The organism is Streptomyces sp. NPDC048018 (assembly GCF_043202995.1).
Lineage (GTDB): Bacteria > Actinomycetota > Actinomycetes > Streptomycetales > Streptomycetaceae > Streptomyces.
In genome coordinates this window covers 532,244-555,594 of the sequence record NZ_JBIDBK010000005.1, presented here as the reverse complement: position 1 = coordinate 555,594, position 23,351 = coordinate 532,244, and the positions used below count along the sequence as shown (strand labels likewise).

General features: G+C 71.6%; 19 protein-coding genes and 1 riboswitch. Of the genes, 9 read left to right on the top strand and 10 right to left on the bottom strand.

The window, feature by feature from the left end; translation table 11 throughout:
- Positions 1 to 21: 21 nt before the first annotated feature.
- The gene (locus ACGF1Z_RS22445; protein ID WP_393006605.1) at positions 22 to 567 is read left to right on the top strand and encodes an RNA 2'-phosphotransferase; all 546 of its coding nucleotides are present in this window, start codon (positions 22 to 24) and stop codon (positions 565 to 567) included.
- Between the two features lie 138 nt (positions 568 to 705).
- Positions 706 to 1,167 carry a hypothetical protein gene (locus ACGF1Z_RS22440; protein ID WP_393006603.1) on the top strand — a complete coding sequence of 154 codons (462 nt, stop codon included), beginning with the start codon at positions 706 to 708 and terminating at the stop codon, positions 1,165 to 1,167.
- Between the two features lie 99 nt (positions 1,168 to 1,266).
- On the opposite strand, the gene ACGF1Z_RS22435 is transcribed toward ACGF1Z_RS22440, so the two are convergent.
- The 4 genes from ACGF1Z_RS22435 to ACGF1Z_RS22420 form a co-directional block, all read right to left on the bottom strand.
- Positions 1,267 to 1,668 carry a DNA-binding protein gene (locus ACGF1Z_RS22435; RefSeq protein ID WP_393006601.1) on the bottom strand — a complete coding sequence of 134 codons (402 nt, stop codon included), beginning with the start codon at positions 1,666 to 1,668 and terminating at the stop codon, positions 1,267 to 1,269.
- Positions 1,665 to 1,913, bottom strand: a complete 249-nt coding sequence (locus tag ACGF1Z_RS22430; protein WP_362948109.1) for a hypothetical protein — start codon at positions 1,911 to 1,913, stop codon at positions 1,665 to 1,667. The genes ACGF1Z_RS22435 and ACGF1Z_RS22430 overlap by 4 nt, the downstream gene beginning before the upstream one ends.
- 55 nt (positions 1,914 to 1,968) lie before the next feature.
- Positions 1,969 to 3,129 carry a hypothetical protein gene (locus ACGF1Z_RS22425; RefSeq protein ID WP_393006599.1) on the bottom strand — a complete coding sequence of 387 codons (1,161 nt, stop codon included), beginning with the start codon at positions 3,127 to 3,129 and terminating at the stop codon, positions 1,969 to 1,971.
- A 100-nt stretch (positions 3,130 to 3,229) separates the two neighbouring features.
- On the bottom strand, positions 3,230 to 3,541 hold the full coding sequence (locus tag ACGF1Z_RS22420; RefSeq protein WP_393006597.1) for a hypothetical protein: 312 nt from the start codon (positions 3,539 to 3,541) through the stop codon (positions 3,230 to 3,232).
- A gap of 101 nt (positions 3,542 to 3,642) precedes the next feature.
- Between ACGF1Z_RS22420 and ACGF1Z_RS22415 the strand changes: the two genes are divergently transcribed.
- Positions 3,643 to 4,536: an LLM class flavin-dependent oxidoreductase gene (locus tag ACGF1Z_RS22415; RefSeq protein ID WP_393006595.1), complete on the top strand. Its 894-nt coding sequence runs from the start codon at positions 3,643 to 3,645 to the stop codon at positions 4,534 to 4,536.
- A gap of 244 nt (positions 4,537 to 4,780) precedes the next feature.
- Positions 4,781 to 5,647, top strand: coding sequence for a Cof-type HAD-IIB family hydrolase (locus ACGF1Z_RS22410; RefSeq protein WP_393006593.1), 867 nt, complete (start codon positions 4,781 to 4,783; stop codon positions 5,645 to 5,647).
- A 144-nt stretch (positions 5,648 to 5,791) separates the two neighbouring features.
- Here the strand turns inward: ACGF1Z_RS22410 and ACGF1Z_RS22405 are convergent, their stop codons facing one another.
- From ACGF1Z_RS22405 to ACGF1Z_RS22390, 4 genes are read right to left on the bottom strand one after another with little or no spacing between them, the layout of a single operon-like run.
- Positions 5,792 to 7,504, bottom strand: coding sequence for a GAF domain-containing sensor histidine kinase (locus tag ACGF1Z_RS22405; protein WP_393006591.1), 1,713 nt, complete (start codon positions 7,502 to 7,504; stop codon positions 5,792 to 5,794).
- 19 nt (positions 7,505 to 7,523) lie between these two features.
- Positions 7,524 to 11,321 carry a thiol reductant ABC exporter subunit CydD gene (gene cydD / locus ACGF1Z_RS22400; RefSeq protein WP_393006589.1) on the bottom strand — a complete coding sequence of 1,266 codons (3,798 nt, stop codon included), beginning with the start codon at positions 11,319 to 11,321 and terminating at the stop codon, positions 7,524 to 7,526.
- Positions 11,322 to 11,370: 49 nt separating this feature from the next.
- Positions 11,371 to 12,375 (bottom strand): cytochrome d ubiquinol oxidase subunit II, encoded by a 1,005-nt coding sequence (gene cydB, locus ACGF1Z_RS22395; RefSeq protein ID WP_393006586.1) that lies wholly within the window; start codon positions 12,373 to 12,375, stop codon positions 11,371 to 11,373.
- A gap of 18 nt (positions 12,376 to 12,393) precedes the next feature.
- Positions 12,394 to 13,899, bottom strand: a complete 1,506-nt coding sequence (locus ACGF1Z_RS22390; protein ID WP_393006584.1) for a cytochrome ubiquinol oxidase subunit I — start codon at positions 13,897 to 13,899, stop codon at positions 12,394 to 12,396.
- A gap of 203 nt (positions 13,900 to 14,102) precedes the next feature.
- Here ACGF1Z_RS22390 and ACGF1Z_RS22385 point away from each other — a divergent pair, with 203 nt between their 5' ends.
- On the top strand, positions 14,103 to 14,483 hold the full coding sequence (locus tag ACGF1Z_RS22385) for a cyclophilin-like fold protein (RefSeq protein WP_393006582.1): 381 nt from the start codon (positions 14,103 to 14,105) through the stop codon (positions 14,481 to 14,483).
- Positions 14,484 to 14,504: 21 nt separating this feature from the next.
- On the opposite strand, the gene hisC is transcribed toward ACGF1Z_RS22385, so the two are convergent.
- A complete protein-coding gene (gene hisC, locus ACGF1Z_RS22380) occupies positions 14,505 to 15,593 on the bottom strand; it encodes a histidinol-phosphate transaminase (RefSeq protein WP_393006580.1) in 1,089 nt (362 codons plus the stop codon).
- Positions 15,594 to 16,019: 426 nt separating this feature from the next.
- On the opposite strand from hisC, the gene ACGF1Z_RS22375 reads away from it, so the two are divergent.
- The 3 genes from ACGF1Z_RS22375 (at position 16,020) to ACGF1Z_RS22365 (ending at position 19,618) form a co-directional block, all read left to right on the top strand.
- Entirely contained in the window at positions 16,020 to 17,126 is a 1,107-nt protein-coding gene (locus tag ACGF1Z_RS22375) for a LacI family DNA-binding transcriptional regulator (RefSeq protein ID WP_393006578.1), read from the top strand.
- A 323-nt stretch (positions 17,127 to 17,449) separates the two neighbouring features.
- Entirely contained in the window at positions 17,450 to 18,655 is a 1,206-nt protein-coding gene (locus ACGF1Z_RS22370; RefSeq protein ID WP_393006576.1) for a metallophosphoesterase, read from the top strand.
- A 162-nt stretch (positions 18,656 to 18,817) separates the two neighbouring features.
- Positions 18,818 to 19,618 (top strand): hypothetical protein, encoded by an 801-nt coding sequence (locus tag ACGF1Z_RS22365; RefSeq protein ID WP_393006574.1) that lies wholly within the window; start codon positions 18,818 to 18,820, stop codon positions 19,616 to 19,618.
- A 258-nt stretch (positions 19,619 to 19,876) separates the two neighbouring features.
- Here ACGF1Z_RS22365 and thiC read toward each other — a convergent pair whose 3' ends face one another.
- Entirely contained in the window at positions 19,877 to 21,673 is a 1,797-nt protein-coding gene (thiC, locus tag ACGF1Z_RS22360) for a phosphomethylpyrimidine synthase ThiC (protein ID WP_393006572.1), read from the bottom strand.
- Positions 21,668 to 21,814: riboswitch (TPP riboswitch) on the bottom strand. Its footprint overlaps the gene before it by 6 nt.
- Before the next feature lie 72 nt (positions 21,815 to 21,886).
- Between thiC and ACGF1Z_RS22355 the strand changes: the two genes are divergently transcribed.
- Positions 21,887 to 23,338: a YibE/F family protein gene (locus ACGF1Z_RS22355; protein WP_393006570.1), complete on the top strand. Its 1,452-nt coding sequence runs from the start codon at positions 21,887 to 21,889 to the stop codon at positions 23,336 to 23,338.
- The last annotated feature ends 13 nt before the right edge of the window (positions 23,339 to 23,351 follow it).

Below are 23,351 nucleotides of genomic sequence, written 5' to 3'. Positions count from 1 at the left end.
ACATGGGGCTTCAATGCATTCATGAATGACGAGAAACGCACCGTGAAGGTGTCGAAGTACCTCTCGAAGCACCTGCGTCACCAGCCCGAACGCATCGGTCTCGTGCTCGACCCGCACGGCTGGACCGAGATCGACGCGCTCCTGGGAGCCGCGGCCGCCCACGGTTTCCCGATCACCCGGGCCGAGCTCGACCACGTGGTCGCCGCCAACGACAAGAAGCGCTTCGCGATCGAGGGCACCCGCATCCGGGCCAGCCAGGGACACACCGTCCCGGTGGACCTGGACCTGCCGGCCGTCGAACCCCCCGCCTACCTGTTCCACGGTACGGTCGCGGCCGCCCTGCCCGCCATCCGGGCCGAGGGCCTGCGCCCCATGGCCCGCCACCACGTGCACCTCTCCCCCGACCGGGAGACCGCCACCCGGGTCGGCGCCCGACGCGGCCGCCCCGTCGTGCTGAGCATCGATGCCGGTGCCATGCACCGCGCCGGCCACGTCTTCCACGTCAGCGCCAACGGCGTCTGGCTGACCGACGCCGTACCGCCGCAGTTCATCCGCTTCACCGACTGACCCCTCCCCGGCCCGCCGCTTCACCGGGTGCCCCACCCCGGCCCGGCCTGCGACGGCCGCTTCCCCGGCCGACCGGATCCGCCGATCGACGGTCTGCCCGGTTCCGGGCAGATTCCGGGCTGAGGCATGATCGTGGCCATGGGACGACACCAGCACCCGCACCTGCCCACGACCGAGTCGGCCGTCAGGGCGCTCCGCACGGTCGCCCAGGAGTTCAACCTGGAGATGACGGTCACCGACGACATCGGCGCGGACCGGACCTCCCGCCGCACCTCCGCCGGCGCCTTCGCCGTCCTGGACCCGGACGGCTCCCTCCCGCACGAGGCCTACGTCGAGCTCGGCGGCTCCCCGTCCGTGAGCGTCCAGCTCTTCCCCGAGGACGACGCGAAGATCACCGTCGACGGGGTCGTCTTCGACGACGTCCCCCGCGACGCCGCCCCCGCCTTCGTGCGCTCCGTCCACGGCGGCCTCGCCTACGTGAAGGGGCGCTTCTTCCCCCCGGGCTGGTGGCTGATCGTCCCGCTACCGGGCGACGAGACCTACAAGGAACTCGTCTTCCGCACCGCGCTCACCCCCTGGCTCTCACGCAACGTGCGGTGACCACACGGGGCCACGGGGGCGCCCACGACGGACGTACGCCCGTCCGTAAGACCTTGCCGGGAAGACGTACACCGGGCGGTTCGGCCCGACCGAAGCGGATCAGAGCGCGATGAGCCGGACGCGACTACCGCACAGCTTGGCCATGTCGTCGACATCCGACGTGAGCATGGCCACTGGACCCGGCTGGCGGAGTGCCAGCTCGGCGACGGTGGCATCCATCGCGTACTTGTGTCCGTGGAGGCCGGCTTCTTTCAGCAGGCCGGCGGCGGCTCCGGCCGCCTGCTCGGTCACCGCTTGCACCTTGACCTGGGAGAGCACCCGGTTCAACCGGGCGGTATTCACCCGGGCGTGCACGACTTCCACGATGGTGTTGGCGCAGACCACGAGATCGGCGGCCATCGAGTGGAAGGATCGGATCATCGCGAGCACGGCCCGGTCCTGTGAGATCCAGGCGGACAGTCCTCGGGAGTCCAGTACGACGGTCTCGATGCGGTGGTTCACGCGGCGCTCGCCGACTCCTCGTGCTCGGCCGTGCCGAAGATTCTGGCTTGGGCCGCGGCCAGCTCCTCGTCGGTGAAGGCGCCGTGTTCGTCCTCGTAGCGGCGCAGCTCCTCGCCGAGCAGCTGGTGTCTGATCTGGCGGGCGACCGCCTCCGCGACGTAGCCGGAGACGTTGTCCGTGAGCCTCTTCAGCTCCGCCACCTGCTCGGTGGGCAGAGTGACCGTGATGCGGGTCGTATCAGCCATGGAGCCAGCATACTGCGGTATGCGCGTCATCTGTCGGGCTTCTCCGCATACGACCTCAGCGTCGTCCCGCGCTGAGCAGTTCACTCAGGCGGTCGCCGATCACGGACACCCCAGGGCGGGGGGCGCTCGCGTAGTACCAGGGCTTGCGCCGGCGCAGCAGCGTCTCGCCGTGCTCGCTCCAGGCGAATCCGGGCTTCCGCAGCAGCTTCCGGAACACGGCGTCCGCTGTCTCCGGGTGAGCGGCGACGAGCCGGTGGATCGGCAGTGGAGTGATCGACTCCTCACGCAGGTACGTGCGCAGCAGATCCTGGTGCCGCCCGCGGTCCGTGAGAGCGGGCTCCGCGAAGAGGTCCCGCAGCATCCCGTAGTCGGCGTAGAAGTTGAGCCCGTCGACCTGGTCATAGATGAGGCCGACGGTCTCCGAGTCCGCCAGTTCCGACGGCAGCTCGAAGAAGGGCAGGTCCAGGCCGGGGAGCCGCTTGCGTCGGGCACGGCTGGGCTGTGCGGCGACGGTGGCCTGTTGGCGGTGGCGGTAGTAGGCGTTGAGGAGGTCCTCGGCTTCGGCAGGCGGAAGGACCAGTTCGTCGCCACCGCAGAACTCGACGAACGCGGCCCGGTCCTCCCGCATCTGCTGCCATCCCTGCTCGATCTTCCGGGGGTTGCGGAAGACCAGCTCGGGTCGGCTGGTGGCCAGTGCGAGCGCCGCCTGTGCGACGTCGGTGGCACTGGACCCGGGGTGGTACGACATCGCCCCGGACACCAGCCACGCCCCGCCGGCCGACTGAACGGGTACCAGGCAGGCGTGGAGGAATCCCCCCTCGGACACTCCGCGGAACGCCGCCCGCCCGGCATTCGAGTAGGTGCGGTACTCGAGGTCGCTGACCAGGTCGAGCAGGACGACGGCATCCCCGTCCTTGCGCCGGATCTCGAAGACGCCCTCAACGGGGTCACGCCAGCCGAGCAGCAGCTCCCGGTCGGCCGCGGTCAAGTCCTTCCGGCCGTCGACGAAGCGGTCCACCACGGTCGAACCGTCCGGCAGGCGGTACCGCAGGATGAAGTGGTCGGTGATCCGGATCGCCTCGCCCTCGTCCAACTGCCGTTCAGGCCCCGCGGCCTCCAGCAGGAGGGGTGTCAACCACCGGTCGAAGCGGGCACTCTGCGCGAAGACGACCAGCCGCCCCTTCAATTCGGCGCTGCGCTCGATGAGATCAGCCAATGACGGTTCATGGGCACCCCGGTGTGCGCCCTGTGCGGCCTCAGCCACTTTCAGCCCTTCCGTACGCGCCGGTTCCGCGTGAAGTGAGAGGTGTCCGGCCTCAAGCGGCCCAGTGACGGTACGCCTCGATCCACTCCGCCCCTTCGGGTGCCGGGCTGGGCAACGGCAGATCCAGAATCCCGATCGACTGCCGGACGTGACCGCGAGAGCACAAGGCGACGACCTTGCCGTCGGGCGCGAGGTCGACGCCGCGCACCGCCACCTCGGCGCCGAGAACCGTGGTGGTGAAGGGCAGGGCGAGGTTCTCCTCGAGCATGGTGAACAGACCGGTCCGCTGCTCGTCCTCGCCGTAGGCGTCCACCGTCGCCTCGTCGATCATGGCCTCAAGCTCGACCCTGTCCAGCGTGCCCATGACGCCACGGTAGCGGCCCGCATCGCAACGTCGGCGTGGCTTCCCGAATCTGCTCCGTCGGCATATCCGTGACAGCGGGAAGCCCGCGTATCGTCGAGGTCATGCGTCTGAGCACGGTGATCCTCCCCATCCACCGATGGGCAGAAGGGCAGAAGAGCTGGCGGCGGGCCGAAGACCTCGGCTTCCATGCCGCGTACACGTACGACCACCTGTCGTGGCGGTCGTTCCGGGACGGGCCGTGGTTCGGTGCCATCCCCACACTCACAGCCGCAGCTTCGGTCACACAGAGTATTCGATTGGGTACTCTCGTGACGTCCCCCAACTTCCGGCACCCGGTGACCCTCGCCAAGGAGCTCATCTCCCTGGACGACGTCTCCGGCGGCCGCGTCACCCTCGGCATCGGCGCCGGCGGCAACGGCTTCGACGCCACCGCGCTCGGCCAGGAGGCCTGGACACCGCGGGAGCGGGCCGACCGCTTCGCGGAGTTCGTGCCGCTGCTCGACCGGCTGCTCACCGAGGACGCCGTCACCCAGCAGGGCGCCTTCTACACCGCGGACGAGGCCCGCAACATCCCCGGCTGCGTACAGCGGCCGCGGCTGCCTTTCGCGGTCGCCGCGACCGGCCCGCGCGGCCTGAAGCTGGCGGCGCGCCACGGCCAGGCCTGGGTGACCACGGGCGACCCGAAGCTCTACGAGAACGGCACCCCGGAGCAGTCCGAGGCCGCCCTCCGCGGCCAGGTCGAGAAGCTCGGCAAGGCCTGCGCGGAGATCGGCCGGGACGTGGTGGAGCTGGACAAGATCCTGCTCACCGGCTTCACCCCGGAGAAGAACACGGTCCTGGGCTCCGTGGACGGCTTCGTCGACTTCGCCGGCCGCCACCAGGAGCTCGGCTTCACCGAGATCGTGATCCACTGGCCGATCCCCGACTCGGTCTTCGCCGCCGACCGGGACGTCTTCGAGAAGATCGCCACGGAGACCGTCGCGCAACTGGGCTGACCGCCGCCACGGAGCGACCCCCTCGCCCCGCAGGCGTCCGGCGAAGGAGTCGGACCCGGGGGCGCGGGTGCCGCCCGGGGCCCCGGGCCGACGGGGTCCCCCACGGTCGGCGGGCCTCTGAAACGCCCGGCACAGCATCAGCCCCGGGTTCAGCAGCGCCCCCGGGGGCGCCCGGGGCCCGGTCGCCCCACTCAGATGTGCGCCCCCTCGCACGCCCGTGCAGATTGTGCGGAAGAATGAGGCGGTGACCTCACCCCACTCCGAGCGCCCCGAAGCCCCGGCCGTCCGGCTGATCGCCACCGACCTCGACGGCACCCTTCTGCGGGACGACAAGACCGTCTCCGAGCGGACGATCGCGGCGCTCGCCGCCGCCGAGCGCGCCGGCATCGAGGTCTTCTTCGTCACCGGCCGCCCCGCCCGCTGGATGGACGTCGTCAGCGCCCACGTCCACGGCCACGGCCTCGCGATCTGCGCCAACGGCGCCGCGGTCGTCGACCTGCACGGGGGCGGGACGTTCCTGGAGGTCCGCCCGCTGCAGCGGCCCGTCGCCGTCGAGGTCGTCAGGGCGCTGCGCGCCGCCGCCCCCGGCACCAGCTTCGCCGTCGAACTCACCACCGGCATCCACTACGAGCCGGAGTACCCGCCGTTCTTCCTCGACCCGGGTGCCACCGTCGCCACGGCCGAGAAACTGCTCTACGAAGAGGCGCCGGGCGCCGCGGCCCCGGTGATCAAGCTGCTCGCCCAGCACCCCGGGCTCGACCCCGACGCCTTCCTCGCCACCGCCCGCGAGGCCGCGGGCGACCTGGCCTCGTTCACCCGCTCCAGCCCCACCGCGCTCCTCGAGATCAGCGGGCTCGGCGTCTCGAAGGCCTCCACGCTCGCCCTCTGCTGCGCCGAGCGCGGCATCGCACCCGAGGAGGTGGCGGCGTTCGGCGACATGCCGAACGACATCGAGATGCTCAGCTGGGCGGGCCGTTCGTACGCCATGGGCAACGCCCACCCCGACGTGATCGCCGCCGCCTCCGGCCGCACCGTCGGCAACAACGAGGACGGCGTGGCCGTGATGATCGAGCAGTTCGTCGCCGAGGCGGAGGCCGTACGCAACGGCTGAGCGGGGCGTTCGGAAGACCGGGCCGAGGCGGTACGGAACGGGCGAAGGGCGCGGGGAACGCCTGGGCGAGGACGTACGGAACGCCGAGCCCGGCGGGTACGGAATCGGGCGGGGGCGGCCGGCGGGCCGGACGTGGCCGGCGGGCTAGAGCGGGGCCTCCCAGATCACCGTGGTCCCGCCGCCGTCCTCCCCGATGCCCGGGCCGCACCAGCTCGCGCCGCCGAGCGACTCGGCGCGGCGGGCGAGATTGCGCAGACCGCTGCGCCGGCCGCCCGCCGGGAGGCCGACGCCGTCGTCCGCGACCGCGAGCCGTACGCCCTGGGCGCCGTCGGGCAGGGAGACGGTGGCGTCCACGACCACGTCGATCCGGGTCGCCTCGGCATGCCGGAAGGCGTTGGAGAGCGCCTCGCGCAGCGCGGCGATCAGGTTCTTGCCGGTCAGGTCGCCGACCAGCGCGTCGACCGCCCCCACGAAGCGGTGCGCGGGCTTGAAGCCCAGGGGCACCGCCGCCATGTTGATCTCCCGCAGCACGCGCGTGCGGAGTCCCGACGGCGCCTCGGCCGGCCCCTGCTGGAGGGCGAAGATCGCCGTACGGATCTCCTGGATGGTCACGTCCAGCTCGTCCACGGCCTTGCCGACGCCCTCCTGCACGGCGGGCACGATCGACCGCCGCTGCGCGCTCTCCAGCATCATCCCGGTGGCGAACAGCCGCTGGATGACCAGGTCGTGGAGGTCACGGGCGATCCGGTCGCGATCCTCGAAGACCGCGAGCCGCTCCCGGTCCCGCTGTGCCTCCGCCATCATCAGGGCCAGTGCCGCCTGCGAGGCGAACTGGGTGGCCAGGGTCCGCTCGGTCTCCGTGAACTGCCCCGCCCCGCGCGCCCGCGGGGTGGCGAGCGCGCCGAGGACCCGCCCGCCGCTCTGCAGCGGCAGCAGCATCGCGGGACCGTACTCCGCGGACAGGCCGCTGAGCATCCTCGGGTCCGTCGAGGCGTCCGCGACGAACACCGCCTCGCCCTCCATCAGCAGTTTCACCACCGGGCTCTCGGGCGGGATCACCACCCCGAGCGCCCTGCTCGCGTGGGTCGCGGAGACGGCGACGATCTCCAGACCGCCCTCCTCGGCCGGCAGCAGCACGATGCCCGCGGCGGCCTCGGCGAGCCGGCGGGCCTGCTCGGCGACGACCGTGAGCGCGTCGTCGGCGTCGCCGCCGGAGAGCAGGGCCGTGGTGACGGCGACGGATCCGTCGATCCACCGTTCGCGCTGCCGGGCGGCCTCGTACAGCCGGGCGTTGCCGATGGCGATCCCGGCCTCCGTCGCGAGCACCCGGACCATGTGGACGTCGTCGTCGTTGAACTCGCCGCCGCCGTTCTTCTCGGCGAGGTAGAGGTTCCCGAAGATCTCGCCCTGGACCCGGATCGGCACCCCGAGGAAGGTGTGCATCGGCGGGTGGCCGGCGGGGAAGCCGGCCGCGCGCGGATCCGCCGACAGGTCGGCGAGCCGGATGGTCTGCGGCTCCCGGATGAGCGCGCCGAGCAGCCCCGCATGCCCGTCGGGCCGGTGCCCGATGCGCTGGGCGATGTCGTCGCCGACGCCGAAGGTGACGAACTCGGAGAGACCGTCGCCCTCTTCGTCGACGACGCCGATCGCGGCGTAGCGCGCGTCGGCGAGTTCGGCCGCCGTCTCACAGATCCGGTCGAGCGTGGAGTGCAGTTCGAGGCCGGTGCCGACGGAGCGCATCGCCTCCAGGAGCTGCGGGACGCGGGCGGTGAGCTCGGTGGAGAGGCCGTGCAGGCTCCGGGTGGCCTGGGTCGCGGCTTCGAGCGGGTCCGGGGCGTCCGGCACGGCGGCGGTCATGAGACGAGCCTAGTAAGTCCTATTTGGCGAGAAAAGTCGGCCGTTCGGTGGACGCGTCGCCGGCGCTGCCCGCAGCGGCGCCCGGAGACGTCTCCTCCCGGCCCCCGCCGGTGCCTGCGGACGTCAGCAGCAGATCGGTCGCCCGCTCCTGCTCCAGCATCCGCCGCAGCGGCCCGTCGGCGCCCGCGAGCTCCGCGTACGGACCGCGCTGCACGGTCCGGCCCCGGTCCAGGACCACGACCTCGTCGACGGCGTCGAGGCCGTGCAGGCGGTGGGTGATGAGGACGGTCGTCCGGCCCTCGGTGGCCCGCAGCAGGTCGTCGGTGAGCGCGTCGGCGGTGGCCAGGTCCAGGTGCTCGGCCGGCTCGTCGAGGACGAGGACGGGGAAGTCGGCGAGGAACGCCCGGGCGAGTGCCAGGCGCTGGCGCTGGCCGCCCGAGAGTCGCGAGCCGTGTTCCCCCACGAGCGTGTCGAGACCGTCGGGCAGTCCGTCCACCCAGTCCAGGAGCCGGGCGCGGCGCAGCGCCTCGCGCAGCTCGGCGTCGCTCGCACCGGTCCTGGCGAGGCGGAGGTTCTCCCGGAGGGTGCTGTCGAAAAGATGCGCGTCCTGGGCGCAGAGGCCGACGAAGCGGCGTACCGCGTCCCCGTCGAGCTCCCGGGCGGGCACCCCGCCGAGCGCGTACGTGCCGGACTCGGCGTCCAGGAAGCGCAGCAGCACCTGCGCGAGGGTCGTCTTGCCGGAGCCGGAGGCACCGACCACGGCGATCCGGCGCCCCGCCTCCAGGGTCAGCCCGAAGTCCGTGAGCGCGGGGCGGTCCTGTCCGTCGTGCCGCGCCCGGAGCCCGGCGAGCTCCAGCGGGAACGGGTTCGCCGGGGGAGCGGCGGGCGTGACCGGCTCGTGCACCGGCAGGGGAGCGTCGAGCACCTCGAAGACCCGCTCCGCGCTCTGCCGTACGCGCCGACGGTACTGGACGGCGAGCGGCAGACCGGTGACGGCCTCGAAGGCGGCGAGCGGAGTCAGCACGACGACGGCGAGCGCGACACCGTCGAGGCGCCCGTCCCGCACGCCCTGCACGCCCACGAACGCGGCGGCCACGACGGTGAGGCCGCAGACCAGCGCCGAGAGTCCGGCGCCGAGCGCGGTGGCGGCGGACTGCCGGGACGCGATGCCGGTGAGGGTACGGTCGGCCGCCGCGGCCCGCTCGACACGCCCCTTCAGGGCGCCGGACACGGTGAGTTCGGCGCAGCCTCGGAGCAGGTCGACGACGGTCGTGGTGAGCGCACCGCGCGCGGGGGCGAGCTGCCGCTCGGCCCGCCGGGCGAGCGTGCCGCCGGCCCATGGCACGACCACCCCGGCGAGGAGCAGTCCCGTGGCGAGCACGGCACCGGCCGCGGGCAGCAGCCAGGCGGTGAACCCCACGGACCCGATGCCCACGACGACAGCCGCACCGACGGGCAGCGACCAGCGCAGCCAGTAGTCCTGGAGGGCGTCGACGTCCTGCACGAGCCGGGCGAGGAGATCGCCGCGCCGGGTGCGGCGCAGACCGGCGGGCGCGATCCGCTCCAGGCGCCGGTAGACGGCGACGCGCAGGTCGGCGAGCATCCGCAGGACGGCGTCGTGCGAGACGAGCCGCTCGGCGTACCGGAACACGGCCCGCCCGATACCGAAGGCGCGGGTGGCGGTGACGGCGACCATCAGATAGAGCACGGGCGGCTGTTCGGACGCGCGCGAGATGAGCCACCCGGACACGGCCATGAGCCCGACGGCCGACCCCAGGGCGAGGCTGCCGAGCAGCAGGGCGAGTCCCATCCGCCCCCTGAGCTCCCCGGCCATGGCCCGCACGCGTCGCAGGACGGACCACCCGGACCCGCCCGAGGGGACACCGTGGGCGGGATACCCGGCAGCCTCCCCCGACGCACCCGGGGCGCCCGGGACGCCTCGCGCCGCGCTGTCGTCCGCCCCGGGCGGCGCCGTGCCTCCGGCCGGCCCGGCGGCGAGGTGGCCCCCGGTGTCCGTGAGGCCCTCGGCGCCGGTGGCGACGACGGCCGTCCCGTGGGGCCGGGTCGTCTCCGGCGACGAGGCCGGCAGCGGCGTCCCGTCGGCCAGGAGTCCGGCCACGTGCGGCCGGTCCAGGGCCTGCGACGGGCGGCCCGGCGTCTCCTCCGACCGTCCGGCCGGGGTCAGCCGTACGACCCGGTCCGCGACGGCGAGCAGCGCCGGGCGGTGGACGACCAGCAGGACCGTGCGGCCTGCGGACAGGCGGCGGACGGCGGCGACGACGGCCGCCTCCGTCTCGCCGTCGAGGGCGGCGGTGGGCTCGTCCAGGAGGAGGAGGGGACGGTCGGCCAGGAAGGCGCGGGCCAGGGCGAGGCGCTGGCGCTGGCCGGCGGAGAGGCCCGTGCCGTCCTCGCCGAGGACGGTGTCCGCGCCTTCCGGGAGCTCGGCGAGGAAGTCGTCGGCGCCCGCGTCCCGGAGGGCCTGGCGCACCGCCCCGTCGGATGCCCCGGGACGGGCCAGGCGCACGTTCTCGGCGATCGTGCCGGCGAAGAGGTAGGGGCGCTGCGGCACCCAGGCGATCCGGGTGCGCCACTCCTCCAGGTCGAGCGAGGCGAGGTCCGCTCCGCCGACGCGGACGGAGCCGCCCTCCTCGGGGGTCAGGAAGCCGAGCACCACGTCGAGCAGGGTGGACTTGCCGACACCGCTCGGCCCGACCAGGGCCACCGTCTCGCCGGGTTCCACGGTGATCGACGCGGCGTCCAGCGCGGGTTCCGCCCGGCCGGGGTGCCGTACCGTCACGCGGTCGAGGTCGAGGCGGAGGGACGCGGGCACCGGTCCCGTGCCCCCGGCCGGCAGCGGCGTCTCCAGGACCTCGAAGATCTCCTCGGCGGCCGCGAGGCCCTCCGCCGCCGCGTGGTACTGCGTCCCGATCTGCCGCAGCGGCAGATACGCCTCGGGGGCCAGGACCAGGATCACGAGCCCCGTGTAGAGGTCGAGGCTGCCGTGGACGAGCCGCATGCCGATGGTGACCGCGACCAGGGCGACCGAGAGGGTCGACAGGAGCTCCAGGGCGAAGGAGGAGAGGAACGCGATGCGCAGCGTCCGCATCGTCGCCCGTCGGTACTCGGTGGTGATCGACCGGATGTTCTCGGCCTGGGCCTTGGCCCGGCCGAAGACCTTGAGGGTGGGCAGCCCGGCGACGACGTCGAGGAAGTGGCCCGAGAGCCGGGAGAGCAGCTTCCACTGACGGTCCATCCGGGCCTGGGTGTACCAGCCGATGAGGATCATGAAGACCGGGATGAGCGGCAGGGTCAGCACGATGATCGCGGCCGAGATCCAGTCCTCGGTGACGATCCTGGCGAGCACCGCCACCGGCACCACGACCGCGAGCCCCAGCTGGGGCAGATAGCGGGCGAAGTAGTCGTCCAGCGCGTCCACACCCCGGGTCGCGAGCGCGGCCAGCGAACCGGCCTTCTGCCCGCTGAGCCACCCCGGCCCGAGCCGAGCGGCCCGCTCCAGCAGCCTGCCCCGCAGCTCGGACTTGACCGCCGCGCTCGCCCGGTGCGCGGCGAGCTCGGTGAGCCAGGAGACGAGGCCCCGCCCCGCCGCCACTCCGGCGAGCAGCAGCAGGGGCGTGGTGAGCCCGGAAACCGTCAGGCCCCTCTGGAAGGCCCCGACCACGATCTCGGCGATGAGCATCGCCTGGGCGACGATCAGCGCCGCCCCGACCAGGCCGAGGACGACCACCGCCGTGAGGAAGAGACGGGTGGCCCGGGCGTACCGCATGAGCCGCGGATCGATCGGTTTCACGTGAAACATGCTCCCCTGGCAGAGGGCCGGCTGGTGAGCCCGGCGGGTCAGCCGCGTCCTAGTGAGCCGCGTCGGCGATGTGCTGCGTGCCGATCCGCTTGCGGAAGACCCAGTAGGTCCAGCCCTGGTAGAGCAGCACCAACGGGGTCGCGATCGCCGCACACCAGGTCATGATCTTGAGCGTGTACGGACTCGACGACGCGTTGGTCACCGTGAGACTCCACGCGGGGTCGAGCGAGGACGGCATGACGTTCGGGAAGAGCGTCAGGAACAGCATCGCCACCGCGGCGGCGACCGTGACACCCGACAGCGCGAACGACCAGCCCTCACGCCCGATCCGGATCGCGCCGATCGCCCCGACCAGGGCCACGACCGCGACCAGCATCGCGACAAGGCTCCAGCCGTCGCCGTTGTCCACCTGGGTCCAGACGAGGAAGGCGAGCGCGAGGACCGCCGTGACGAGACCCAGCTTGAGCGCGAGCGCACGGGCCCGGGTGCGGATGTCCCCGACCGTCTTGAGTGCCGCGAACACCGCACCGTGGAACGTGAAGAGGCTGAGCGTGACCAGCCCGCCGAGCAGGGCGTACGGGTTCAGCAGGTCCCACAGGTTGCCGACGTACTCCATGTCCGCGTCGATCTTCACGCCGTGGACGATGTTGCCGAAGGCCACACCCCACAGGAACGCCGGGACGAGCGAGGTCCAGAAGATGGCCTGCTCCCAGTTGCGCTGCCAGTTCTCCTCGGGCCGCTTCGCCCGGTACTCGAAGGCGACACCACGGATGATCAGACAGACCAGGATGACCAGCAGCGGCAGGTAGAAGCCGGAGAAGAGGGTCGCGTACCACTCGGGGAAGGCCGCGAAGGTCGCACCGCCCGCGGTGAGCAGCCACACCTCGTTGCCGTCCCAGACGGGACCGATGGTGTTGATGAGCACACGCTTCTCGGTGCGGTCGCGGGCGAGCAGCTTGGTGAGGACGCCGACACCGAAGTCGAATCCCTCCAGGAAGAAGTAGCCGATCCACAGGACGGCGATGAGTACGAACCAGACGTCGTGGAGTTCCATGCCTCGATCTCCTCAGCCTCAGTACGAGAAGGCCATGGGCCGGTCGGCGTCGCGGTCCCCGCCGATCCTGGTGGGCGGATTGAGGTCGTCCTCGGTGAGCTCGGGCGGGCCGGCCTTCACGTACTTCACGAGCAGCCTCACCTCGATCACGGCGAGAACGGCGTAGAGCAGGGTGAAGACGATCATCGAGGTGAGCACCTCGCCCTGGGAGGTCCCGGGGGAGACCGCGTCACGGGTGCGCAGCACGCCGTAGACGACCCAGGGCTGACGGCCCATCTCGGTGAAGATCCAGCCCCAGGAGTTGGCGATCAGCGGGAAGAGCATCGTCCACAGGGCGACGATCCAGTACCACCTGCCCAGACGGGGGCTGAGCGCCTTGTTCCGGAAGAGGACCAGATGCGGCACCTCGTCCTCACCGGTCCGCAGCCCGGGCGCCAGCATGAACTTCTTGCGGGTCAGCCACAGACCCACGATTCCGATGCCCAGCGAGGCCATGCCGAAGCCGATCATCCAGCGGAAGCCCCAGTAGGCGACGGGGATGTTCGGCCGGTAGTCACCGGGGCCGTACTTCTCCTGCTCCGCCTTGTTGACGTCGTTGATGCCCGGCACGTAGGAGTCGAAGTCGTCGTTCGCGAGGAAGGACAGCAGGCCGGGGATCTCTATGGCGACGGAGTTGTGACCCTTTTCGACGTCGCCGTAGGCGAAGACGGAGAAGGGGGCGGGTGCCTCGCCGTCCCAGAGCGCCTCCGCCGCGGCCATCTTCATGGGCTGCTGCTTGAACATGACCTTGCCGAGCAGGTCGCCGCTGATCGCGGTGCCGAGACCCGCGATGATCAGGGTGATCAGGCCGAGCCGCAGCGAGGTCCGCATCACGGCGACATGCCGCTTGCGGGCCAGGTGGAAGGCCGAGATGCCGACCATGAACGCGCCGCCGACCAGGAAGGCCGCGGTCATGGTGTGGAAGAACTGGTTGAGTGCGGTGTTCTGGGTGAGCACCAGCCAGAAGTCGGTGAGTTCGGCCCGGCCCCGCTCGGCGTTGATCCTGTAGCCGACCGGGTGCTGCATCCAGGAGTTGGCCGCGAGGATGAAGTACGCGGACAGGATGGTGCCGATCGACACCATCCAGATGCAGGCGAGGTGGATCTTCTTGGGCAGCTTGTCCCAGCCGAAGATCCAGAGACCGATGAACGTGGACTCGAAGAAGAAGGCGATCAGCGCCTCGAAGGCGAGCGGGGCACCGAAGATGTCGCCGACGAAGCGCGAGTAGTCGGACCAGTTCATGCCGAACTGGAACTCCTGCACGATGCCGGTGACGACACCCATCGCGATGTTGATCAGGAAGAGCTTGCCCCAGAACTTCGTCGCCCTGAGGTACTTCTCGTTCTCCGTGCGCACCCAGGCCGTCTGGAGGCCGGCGGTGAGGGCCGCAAGGGAGATCGTCAGGGGGACGAAGAGGAAGTGGTAGACGGTGGTGATGCCGAACTGCCAGCGCGCCAGCGTCTCCGGCGCAAGAGCTAGGTCCACGACGTCGTCTCCTTACATCGCGTAGTCACGTGGGCAGTCTGCCCCGTTTGCCCCACCCACTTCAGGAGGAACAGGGACACGCTTGTGAACGCGTTCACATTCACAAGCATTATGGCTCATACGACATCCGTACGTCCCATCGGGGGGTCCCCTTATCGGGCGACCCCTTCCCAAGAACTTCAACATATTGTTGAATCCGGGCCATGACCCTTCGGATACGCGTCTCCTGGCCCGCCGGCCACACCACGGCCACCATCGACGAAACCCCCACGAGCAAGGCGCTCGCGGGGGCTCTCCCGATCTCCTCCACCGCCCGGACCTGGGGCGAGGAGGTCTACTTCGACACTCCGGTCTCCGTGCCGCTCGAAGCGGACGCCCGCCAGGTCGTCCCACCGGGCACGGTGGCCTTCTGGACGGAAGGCGACGCGCTCGCCCTCCCCTACGGCCCCACCCCGATCTCACTCGGTGACGAACCGCGGCTCGCGAGTCCCTGCAACCTCCTGGGCGCGCTGGACGGCGACCCGCGGATCCTGGCCACCGTCAGGGACGGCGACCCGATCCGCGTGGAACTCGTGACCGACTGACGACCGGCCCTCACCGGCCGCTCAGGCCTCCTTGCGGAAGCCCTCCGCCGCCTTGAGGAACAGGTCGTTCGCCTCGCACTCACCGATCGTGACGCGGACGCCCTCCCCCGCGAACGGCCGCACCACGACACCGTGCCGCTCGCACTCCGCCGCGAAGTCCATGGTCCGCTCGCCGAGCCGCAGCCAGACGAAGTTCGCCTGGGTGTCCGGCACGGTCCAGCCCTGGGCCACGAGCCCCGCATGGACCCGCTCGCGCTCCGCCACCAGCGAGCCGACCCGCCCGAGCAGCTCGTCCTCCGCCCGCAGCGAGGCCACCGCCGCGTCCTGCGCGAGCTGGCTCACCCCGAACGGCACCGCCGTCTTGCGCAGCGCCGCCGCCACCGGCTCATGGGCGACCGCGAAGCCCACCCGCAGTCCGGCGAGCCCGTACGCCTTCGAGAAGGTCCGCAGCACCGCCACGTTCGGCCGGTCGCGGTAGAGCTCGATGCCGTCCGGGATGTCGGTGTCGCGCACGAACTCCCGGTACGCCTCGTCGATCACCACCAGGATGTCGGAGGGCACCCGGTCCAGGAAGCGCTCCAGCTCCGCGCGGCGCACCGCGGTGCCCGTGGGGTTGTTGGGGTTGCAGACGAAGATCAGCCGGGTCCGGTCGGTGATCGCCGCGGCCATCGCGTCGAGGTCGTGCACATCACCGTCGGTCAGCGGCACCTGCACCGCGGTCGCCCCGCTGATCTGCGTGATGATCGGGTACGCCTCGAAGGAGCGCCAGGCGAACATCACCTCGTCGCCGGGGCCCGCGGTCGACTGCACCAGGGACTGCGCCACGCCCACCGAGCCGGTGCCCGTCGCCAGGTGCGTGACCGGCACGCCGAAGCGGTCGGCGAGCTCCTCCATCAGCCCCGTGCAGGCCATGTCCGGGTAGCGGTTGAAGTTCGCGGCGGCGGCCAGCGCACTCTCCATCACGCCCGGCAGCGGCGGATACGGGTTCTCGTTGGAGGACAGCTTGAAGGCGACCGGACCACCCGCGGCGGCCGGCTTGCCCGGCTTGTAGGTGGGGATGCCGTCCAGCTCGGCGCGCAGCTTGGGGCTCGTCCCGCTGGTCTCGCTCACAGTGTGTCCTCCTCGACGATCCGTACCACCAATACTCCTCACCTTATGAGGATTCGCCTCCCCTGCGAATGGCCTGTGGACAACAGAGCGGCAACGGCGCCGAGGAGCCCGGGGCGCCCGGACGGCGGCCGGGGTGATCACCGGACGCCGGAGGGCCGCCTCGCAGGGGAGCGCGCACCGGGGTGGCGTGCGCCGGTGGCGAGCGCCGTGGCGCGCATCCCCCGTAGAGGTGAGTTGAGACCTCTTCGAGACCTCGCCCACTTGCCAGGTGCATGGGCACCTGGGACTCCTGCTCCCATGCAACTGACCTGAACTTTCTTGGTTTCCAAGGCGGTTGAGGCTTAATGATCATGCAGAAACGTGCCTGTCCCTGCCTGCATATGCGACCGGCTCTACCCACCTCCCTCGCCCTACTATCGGCTCGCCATGACAGCAGCAGGGAAGCACCAGGTGAGCCGGGCACAGACCCGGGGAGGCCGGCAGGGCCGGGCGGGCATCCGGGACGTGGCCGCCGCCGCCGGGGTCTCGATCACGACTGTCTCCGACGCGCTCAACGGCAAGGGCCGGCTCCCGGACGCCACCCGCCGTCACGTCCGCGAGGTCGCCGACCGGCTGGGCTACCGCCCGTCCGCGGCGGCCCGCACGCTCCGTACGGGCAAGTCGGGACTCATCGGCCTGACCGTGACGACGTACGGGGATGAACCTTTCACCTTCACCGAATTCGCGTACTTCGCGGAGATGGCCAGAGCCGCCACCTCGGCCGCGCTCGCCCGCGGCTACGCCCTCGTCATCCTCCCCGCCACCTCCCGTCACGACGTCTGGTCGAACGTCGCCCTCGACGGCACCGTCGTCATCGACCCCTCCGACCACGACCCCGTCGTCACCGAACTCGTTCGCCAGGGACTGCCCGTCGTCTCCGACGGGCGGCCCGCCGGCACCCTGCCGGTCACCGCCTGGGTCGACAACGACCACGAGGCCGCCGTCCTCGACCTGCTCGACCACCTCGCCGCCGCCGGCGCCCGCCGGATCGGCCTGCTCACCGGCACCACCACCGACACGTACACCCGGCTCTCCACCACCGCGTACCTCAACTGGTGCGAGCGGGTGGGCCAGGACCCCGTCTACGAGGCCTATCCGGCGCACGACCCGTGCGCGGGCGCCGTCGCGGCCGACCGGCTGCTCGCCCGCCCAGACCGCCCCGACGCCGTGTACGGGCTCTTCGACCCCAACGGCACCGACCTGCTCGCGGCAGCCCGCCGCTACGGGCTGCGGGTGCCGGACGACCTGCTGCTGGTGTGCTGCAGCGAGTCGACCGTGTACGCCAACACCGAGCCGCCGATCACGACGCTCTCGCTCAAACCCCGCCGGATCGGCACCGCCGTCGTCCAGCTCCTCATCGACGCCATCGAGGGGGTCGAGACGGACGGCCCGGTCGAACAGGTGATACCCACGGAGCTGATCGTCCGCACCTCCTCGCAGCGACGGCCTCCGCGGACGACGGTGAGCCCGCCGAGGTCTCCCTCGAAGGACTGATCCCGAGGGGCGGGGAGGGGACGCGCGCCGGACCGGGGAACCCGGCGCCGGACGGGGGAAACCGGCGCCGGGTCAGCGGGATCCCGGCGCCGGACAGAGGACGGGACGGGGACAAACCTGCGGGCGACTCCGTCCCTCCCCTGGCCTGGACCTTCCCAATTCGGACGAAACAACCGGTGAACCCGGAGTGGACCCGGATTCAGCACCCCTGGTGCGTCACACAGGAGGACGCTCATTCCTATGATGGGCGGACGACACCGCGGACCACCCCGACCAGGCCGGTCCGCGCTGTGCAGGGCATCGCGACGGTGGTGGAGGGGTCGATGACACAGGGGGCCGGACAGGAACCCGTGGTGCGCACGGCGACGTTGCGTGACTTCCGCGTACCTCCGTACGCCCGGGTGCCCGTCCAGGGGCAGTCGGCGGACGCGTTTCCCAGCGCCGCCCCGGCGGCCCCGGAGGGCCCCGCCGCGCCGGCCACGCCTCCCGCACCGGCCGCCCCTCCCGCGCCGGCAGCACCCCCGGCACCCGCCGACGCCACGCTGCACCTGGGCTCGGTCGGACACCCGGGCAACGCGTACCCCGCCGACGAGCCGCCCGAGGGCTACACGCCGACCGAGCGGGACCTGCCGGTCATCAACCGGGGCGACACGGTCCAGGTGCACGTCGCCCCCGCGCCCCAGCCGGTCCCCGCGAACCCCGACGGCCCCGGCCCGCTCTTCGTCGTCGGCGACGTCCACGGCTATCTGGACGAACTGCTCGCGGCCCTGCACGCCCAGGGCCTCGTCGACGAGAACGGCAGCTGGTCCGCCGGCAACGCACGCCTGTGGTTCCTCGGCGACTTCACCGACCGCGGCCCCGACGGCATCGGCGTGATCGACCTCGTGATGCGTCTGTCGGCCGAGGCCGCCGCGGCCGGCGGCTACTGCAAGGCCCTGATGGGCAACCACGAACTGCTGCTCATCGGCGCCAAGCGGTTCGGCGACACGCCGGTCAGCTCCGGAGCCGGCACCGCCACCTTCCAGGCCGCCTGGCTGCTCAACGGCGGTCAGAAGCACGACATGGACCGCCTCCAGGACGTCCACCTCCAGTGGATGTCCCGGCTCGACGCCGTCGTGGAGGAGGACGGGCACCTGCTCCTGCACTCCGACACCACCGCGTACCTGGAGTACGGCCAGACCATCGAGGACGTCAACGACAAGGTCCACGAGATCCTCACCCGGAACGACGCGGACGAGGTCTGGGACGTCTTCCGGAAGTTCACCAGGCGCTTCGCCTTCCGGGACGAGGCCGCGGGGCCGGAGGCGGTGCAGGAGCTGCTCGGCACCTACGGCGGACAGCGGATCGTGCACGGCCACAGCCCCATCCCGTACCTCCTCGGCCAGGTCGGCACGGAGGACGGCGAGGAGGGTGAGCGCCCCGTCGTGGACGGCCCGCACGTCTACGCGGACGGGCTCGCCATCGCGATGGACGGCGGAGTGACCATGGCCGGAAAGCTACTGGTCGTCCAACTCCCCCTGCCCGCCTGAGGTATTAACCGTACGCATCCGGGGAAGGCGATTTCCCGGAACACCCTGTCACCGCGTGCCGGAAGCGCAATACCATCGGCTCATCCGTAGCAGGCTCTCCTCCGTTTCCGCCCGACCTGCCGTGCCCCACGGCCGGTTCCGGCCCTTACGGAGCATCGGGGGATGCACATGAACGTGGCTCCGCACCTGCTGACCGAGGACCGCGCCGAGTTCGAGCGGGTCCTCGACGAGGCACTGCGCAACGCGCACGACCGGCCCGATCTCGCCGAGGTCGGCACCAGGCTCACGACTGCCCAGCTGCGCGCGATGGCCCTGAACGCGACAGCACTGATCACGACCGCCGCCGCGGTCGAGTACGACCACTTCGTGAAGGTCCGTGAGCAGCTCCGCTCGGCGAGCAGCGCCCTGGCGAGCGGCGCGGGCGAGGTGCCCGTCGAGGACGGCGCGGCGGCCGGCGCGGGCATCGTCGCCGTCGTCACCGTCCTCGCCCCGGTCCTCGCGGGCACCGCGGCAGTGATCTTCCTGCTGGTCGGAGCGGTCCTGAAGATGCTGGCCCCGGCTCCCGCCTTCGCCGACACCCTGCTCACCGCGGGCCTCCTCTTCGGCGCCGTCGGTGCGGCCGGACTGCTCTGCGCCGCCGCCGGGCTGCTGGTCACCGCCCGGCGCAACAGCGCCACGGAGGTCCACGCCCCGCACCCCGACGACGAGTTGTCCCGCGCCCGGGCCGCCTGGTGCCAGGCGCTCCTGGAACGCGGGGTCCTGCCGTTCCTCCGCGACGCCCTCGCCGTGCCCCCGCCCCGGGAGCAGCCGGCGCCGCCCCCGGCCCGCCGCATCCCCAAGGTCGGGTACAGCGGGCCGGACTTCACCAGCCCCAACGAGGGCGCACCGGCGTCGCGCCCGACCTACTCGAGCCCCGACTTCACGAGCCCGGACTTCGGGTCGCCGGAGCAGCGGACCGAGTGACGGTCAGGAGGCGCCGCCCTCGCGGAGCTCCGGCGACGCGTGGTCGACGCGTGCCCCGCCCTGCGTGCCGCCGTCCCTCGCACCGTGCGCCGGGTCCGCGCCTCTTCGGGGCGCGGACGCGCCCGGCGCCGTGCGGATCACGCGCGGTCTCGACGGTCCTCCACCGGCCCGCCTCCCCGCGTACGGACGTACGCGCAGGAGGTACCGGCCCGCGACTCCCCCGAGTCCCGCGGGCCGGTACCGGTCCGGGGGCCGGGGTCAGTCGGCCAGCGGGAGGTAGACCCGGTTGCCCGAGGCCGCGAACTCGGCCGACTTCTCGGCCATGCCCGCCTCGATCTCGTCCGCCTTCAGGTCGCCGCCGTGCTCGCGGCGGATGTCCTGCGAGATCTTCATCGAGCAGAACTTGGGCCCGCACATCGAGCAGAAGTGCGCCGTCTTCGCGGGCTCGGCCGGCAGCGTCTCGTCGTGGAACTCGCGCGCCGTGTCCGGGTCCATGGCCAGGTTGAACTGGTCCTCCCAGCGGAACTCGAAGCGCGCGTCGGACAGCGCGTCGTCCCACTCCTGGGCGCCCGGGTGCCCCTTGGCCAGGTCCGCCGCGTGGGCCGCGATCTTGTAGGTGATGACGCCGGTCTTCACGTCGTCCCTGTTCGGCAGGCCCAGGTGCTCCTTGGGCGTGACGTAGCAGAGCATCGCGGTGCCCCACCAGGCGATCATCGCCGCACCGATGCCCGAGGTGATGTGGTCGTACGCCGGGGCGACGTCCGTGGTCAGCGGGCCGAGCGTGTAGAACGGCGCCTCCTCGCAGATCTCCTGCTGGAGGTCGATGTTCTCCTTGATCTTGTGCATCGGGACGTGACCCGGGCCCTCGATCATGGTCTGCACGTGGTGGCGCTTGGCGATCGTGTTGAGCTCGCCGAGGGTCTTCAGCTCGGCGAACTGCGCCGCGTCGTTGGCGTCCGCGATCGACCCGGGCCGCAGTCCGTCGCCGAGCGAGTACGTGACGTCGTACGCGGCGAGGATGTCGCAGAGCTCCTCGAAGTTCGTGTAGAGGAAGTTCTCCTTGTGGTGCGCGAGGCACCACGCGGCCATGATCGAACCACCGCGCGAGACGATGCCGGTCTTGCGACGGGCGGTCAGCGGCACGTACGGCAGCAGCACGCCGGCGTGCACCGTCATGTAGTCGACGCCCTGCTCGGCCTGCTCGATCACCGTGTCCTTGTAGATCTCCCAGGTGAGCTCCTCGGCCTTGCCGTCGACCTTCTCCAGGGCCTGGTAGAGCGGCACGGTGCCGATCGGCACGGGGGAGTTGCGCAGCACCCACTCACGGGTGGTGTGGATGTTGCGGCCGGTGGAGAGGTCCATGACCGTGTCGGCGCCCCACTTGGTCGCCCAGGTCATCTTCTCCACCTCCTCCTCGATGGAGGAGGTGACGGCGGAGTTGCCGATGTTGGCGTTGACCTTCACCAGGAACCGCTTGCCGATGATCATCGGCTCGATCTCCGGGTGGTTCACGTTGGCCGGCAGCACGGCGCGGCCGGCCGCGATCTCCTCCCGCACGACCTCGGGGGAGACGTTCTCGCGGATCGCGACGTACTCCATCTCCGGCGTGATCTCGCCACGCCGGGCGTACGCGAGCTGCGTGACGGCCTGCCCGTCGCGGCCCTTGCGGGGCAGCCGCGGGCGGCCCGGGAAGACCGCGTCGAGGTTCTTCAGCCCGCCTCCGCGCGGCGCGGTGTGCTTGATGCCGTCGTCCTCGGGACGGACGGGACGCCCCGGGTACTCCTCGGTGTCGCCTCGCGCGATGATCCAGTTCTCGCGCAGGGGCGGCAGGCCGCGCCGGACGTCGGTGTCGATGGTGGGGTCGGTGTACGGACCGGACGTGTCGTACAGCGTCACGTCCTTGCCGTTGGTGAGGTGCACCTGACGGACGGGCACCCGGATGTCGGGGCGGGAGCCCTCGACGTATCCCTTGTGCCAGCCCGGCGTGCGCTCGCCCCGGCCGTTCGGGGCGTCCGTCTGGTCGGAGGCAGGCGTGCGTGCATCCTGAATGGTCATAAGACCGAATCTCCCTACGCCGGCATTACCCGGTAACAGGTTCGGCGGTCGGCGCAGCCTCCTCCCGTACGTACATCGGTACGCGCGTACGGTGATCAGCGCCCTCTCAGCCCGGTGCTCCGAGCTCCCGCGTGTGCAAAGGTGCCACCACGCTAGCGCCCTCTCTGGCGTGCTGAACAGTGGGCCCCCGGCTGTTCTTGCGATGATCGGTCGGTGACTTCGACGCATCAGCCCCACGAACCGCACGGCCACGGGCACCCCCACGGGCACGACCACGGGCCTGGTCAGGGCCTCGTGGACCGGGACCCGAACGGGCCGGGACCGGGCCGCGAGGACCGTTCCGACGGGCCGGGCCACGGAGGCGGCGGTGGGGGGAGCGGGAGCCACGGGCACGGTCACACGCACAGCCACGGGCCCGCCGCGCCCGTCTCCCGGCATCTGCGCAAGGTCATCGCCGCGGTCCTCATCCCCTTCGCGACCGCCGTCGTCGTCGGGCTGCTGGTGCTGTGGCCGGGGAGCACCCCGGGGCACCAGCGCACGGGGGTCGGCTTCGACCGGCAGACCGAGCAGGGCAGGGTCACCGCCGTCCAGCACGTCGACTGCAAGGACGTGAACGCCGCCCAGGTCCCGCCGACCGGCGACACCTCCACCCCGGAGGGACGCGAGGCGGTGAACGGGCAGCAGGGGCAGTGCGAGAAGGCGACCGTCACGGTCACCACCGGCCCGGAGAAGGGCCGCACCTTCACCGAGATCGTGCAGCCGGACGCGCCGCGGCAACTCGACGAGGGGCAGGGCGTGGTGGTCGCGTACGCCCCCGACGCGCCGCGTGACCTGCAGTACTCGGTCACCGACGTCGACCGGAAGCTACCGCTCTACGTCCTCGCGGGCATCTTCGCGCTCGCCGTCGTGGTCGTCGGCCGGATGCGCGGCGTGATGGCGCTCGTCGCGCTCGCCGTCAGCTTCATGGTGCTGTCCTTCTTCATCCTGCCGGCGATCATCCAGGGATCGAACCCGCTCGTGGTCGCCATCGTCGGCGCGAGCGCGATCATGCTGATCGCGCTCTACATGTGTCACGGCCTGTCGGCCCGCACCTCGGTCGCCGTGCTCGGCACGCTGGTCTCCCTGCTGCTGATCGGCCTGCTCGGCTCGTTCTTCATCGGCTGGGCCTCGCTCACCGGCAACACGGACGACAACACCGGTCTCATTCACGGGCTCTACCCGGAGATCGACATGTCCGGTCTGCTGCTCGCCGGGGTCATCATCGGTTCCCTCGGCGTGCTGGACGACGTGACCGTCACCCAGACCTCGGCGGTGTGGGAGCTGCACCAGGCCGATCCGCGGATGGGGCCGCGCGCGCTCTACCGGGCCGGCATCCGGATCGGCCGGGACCACATCGCCTCGGTGGTGAACACCCTGGTCCTCGCCTACGCCGGTGCGGCGCTGCCGCTCATGCTGCTCTTCTCGATCGCGCAGAGCAGCGTGGGGATGGTGGCCAACAGCGAACTCGTCGCGGAGGAGATCGTCCGCACGCTGATCGGCTCGATCGGTCTGGTCGCCTCGGTGCCCGTCACCACCGGCCTGGCGGCGCTGGTGGTCTCGGCGGACCGGCCGGAGGCCGGCCGGCAGCGCCCGGGCAGGGGCGGGCGCCGTCGCCGGGCCAAGTGACGCGGGCCCGGCC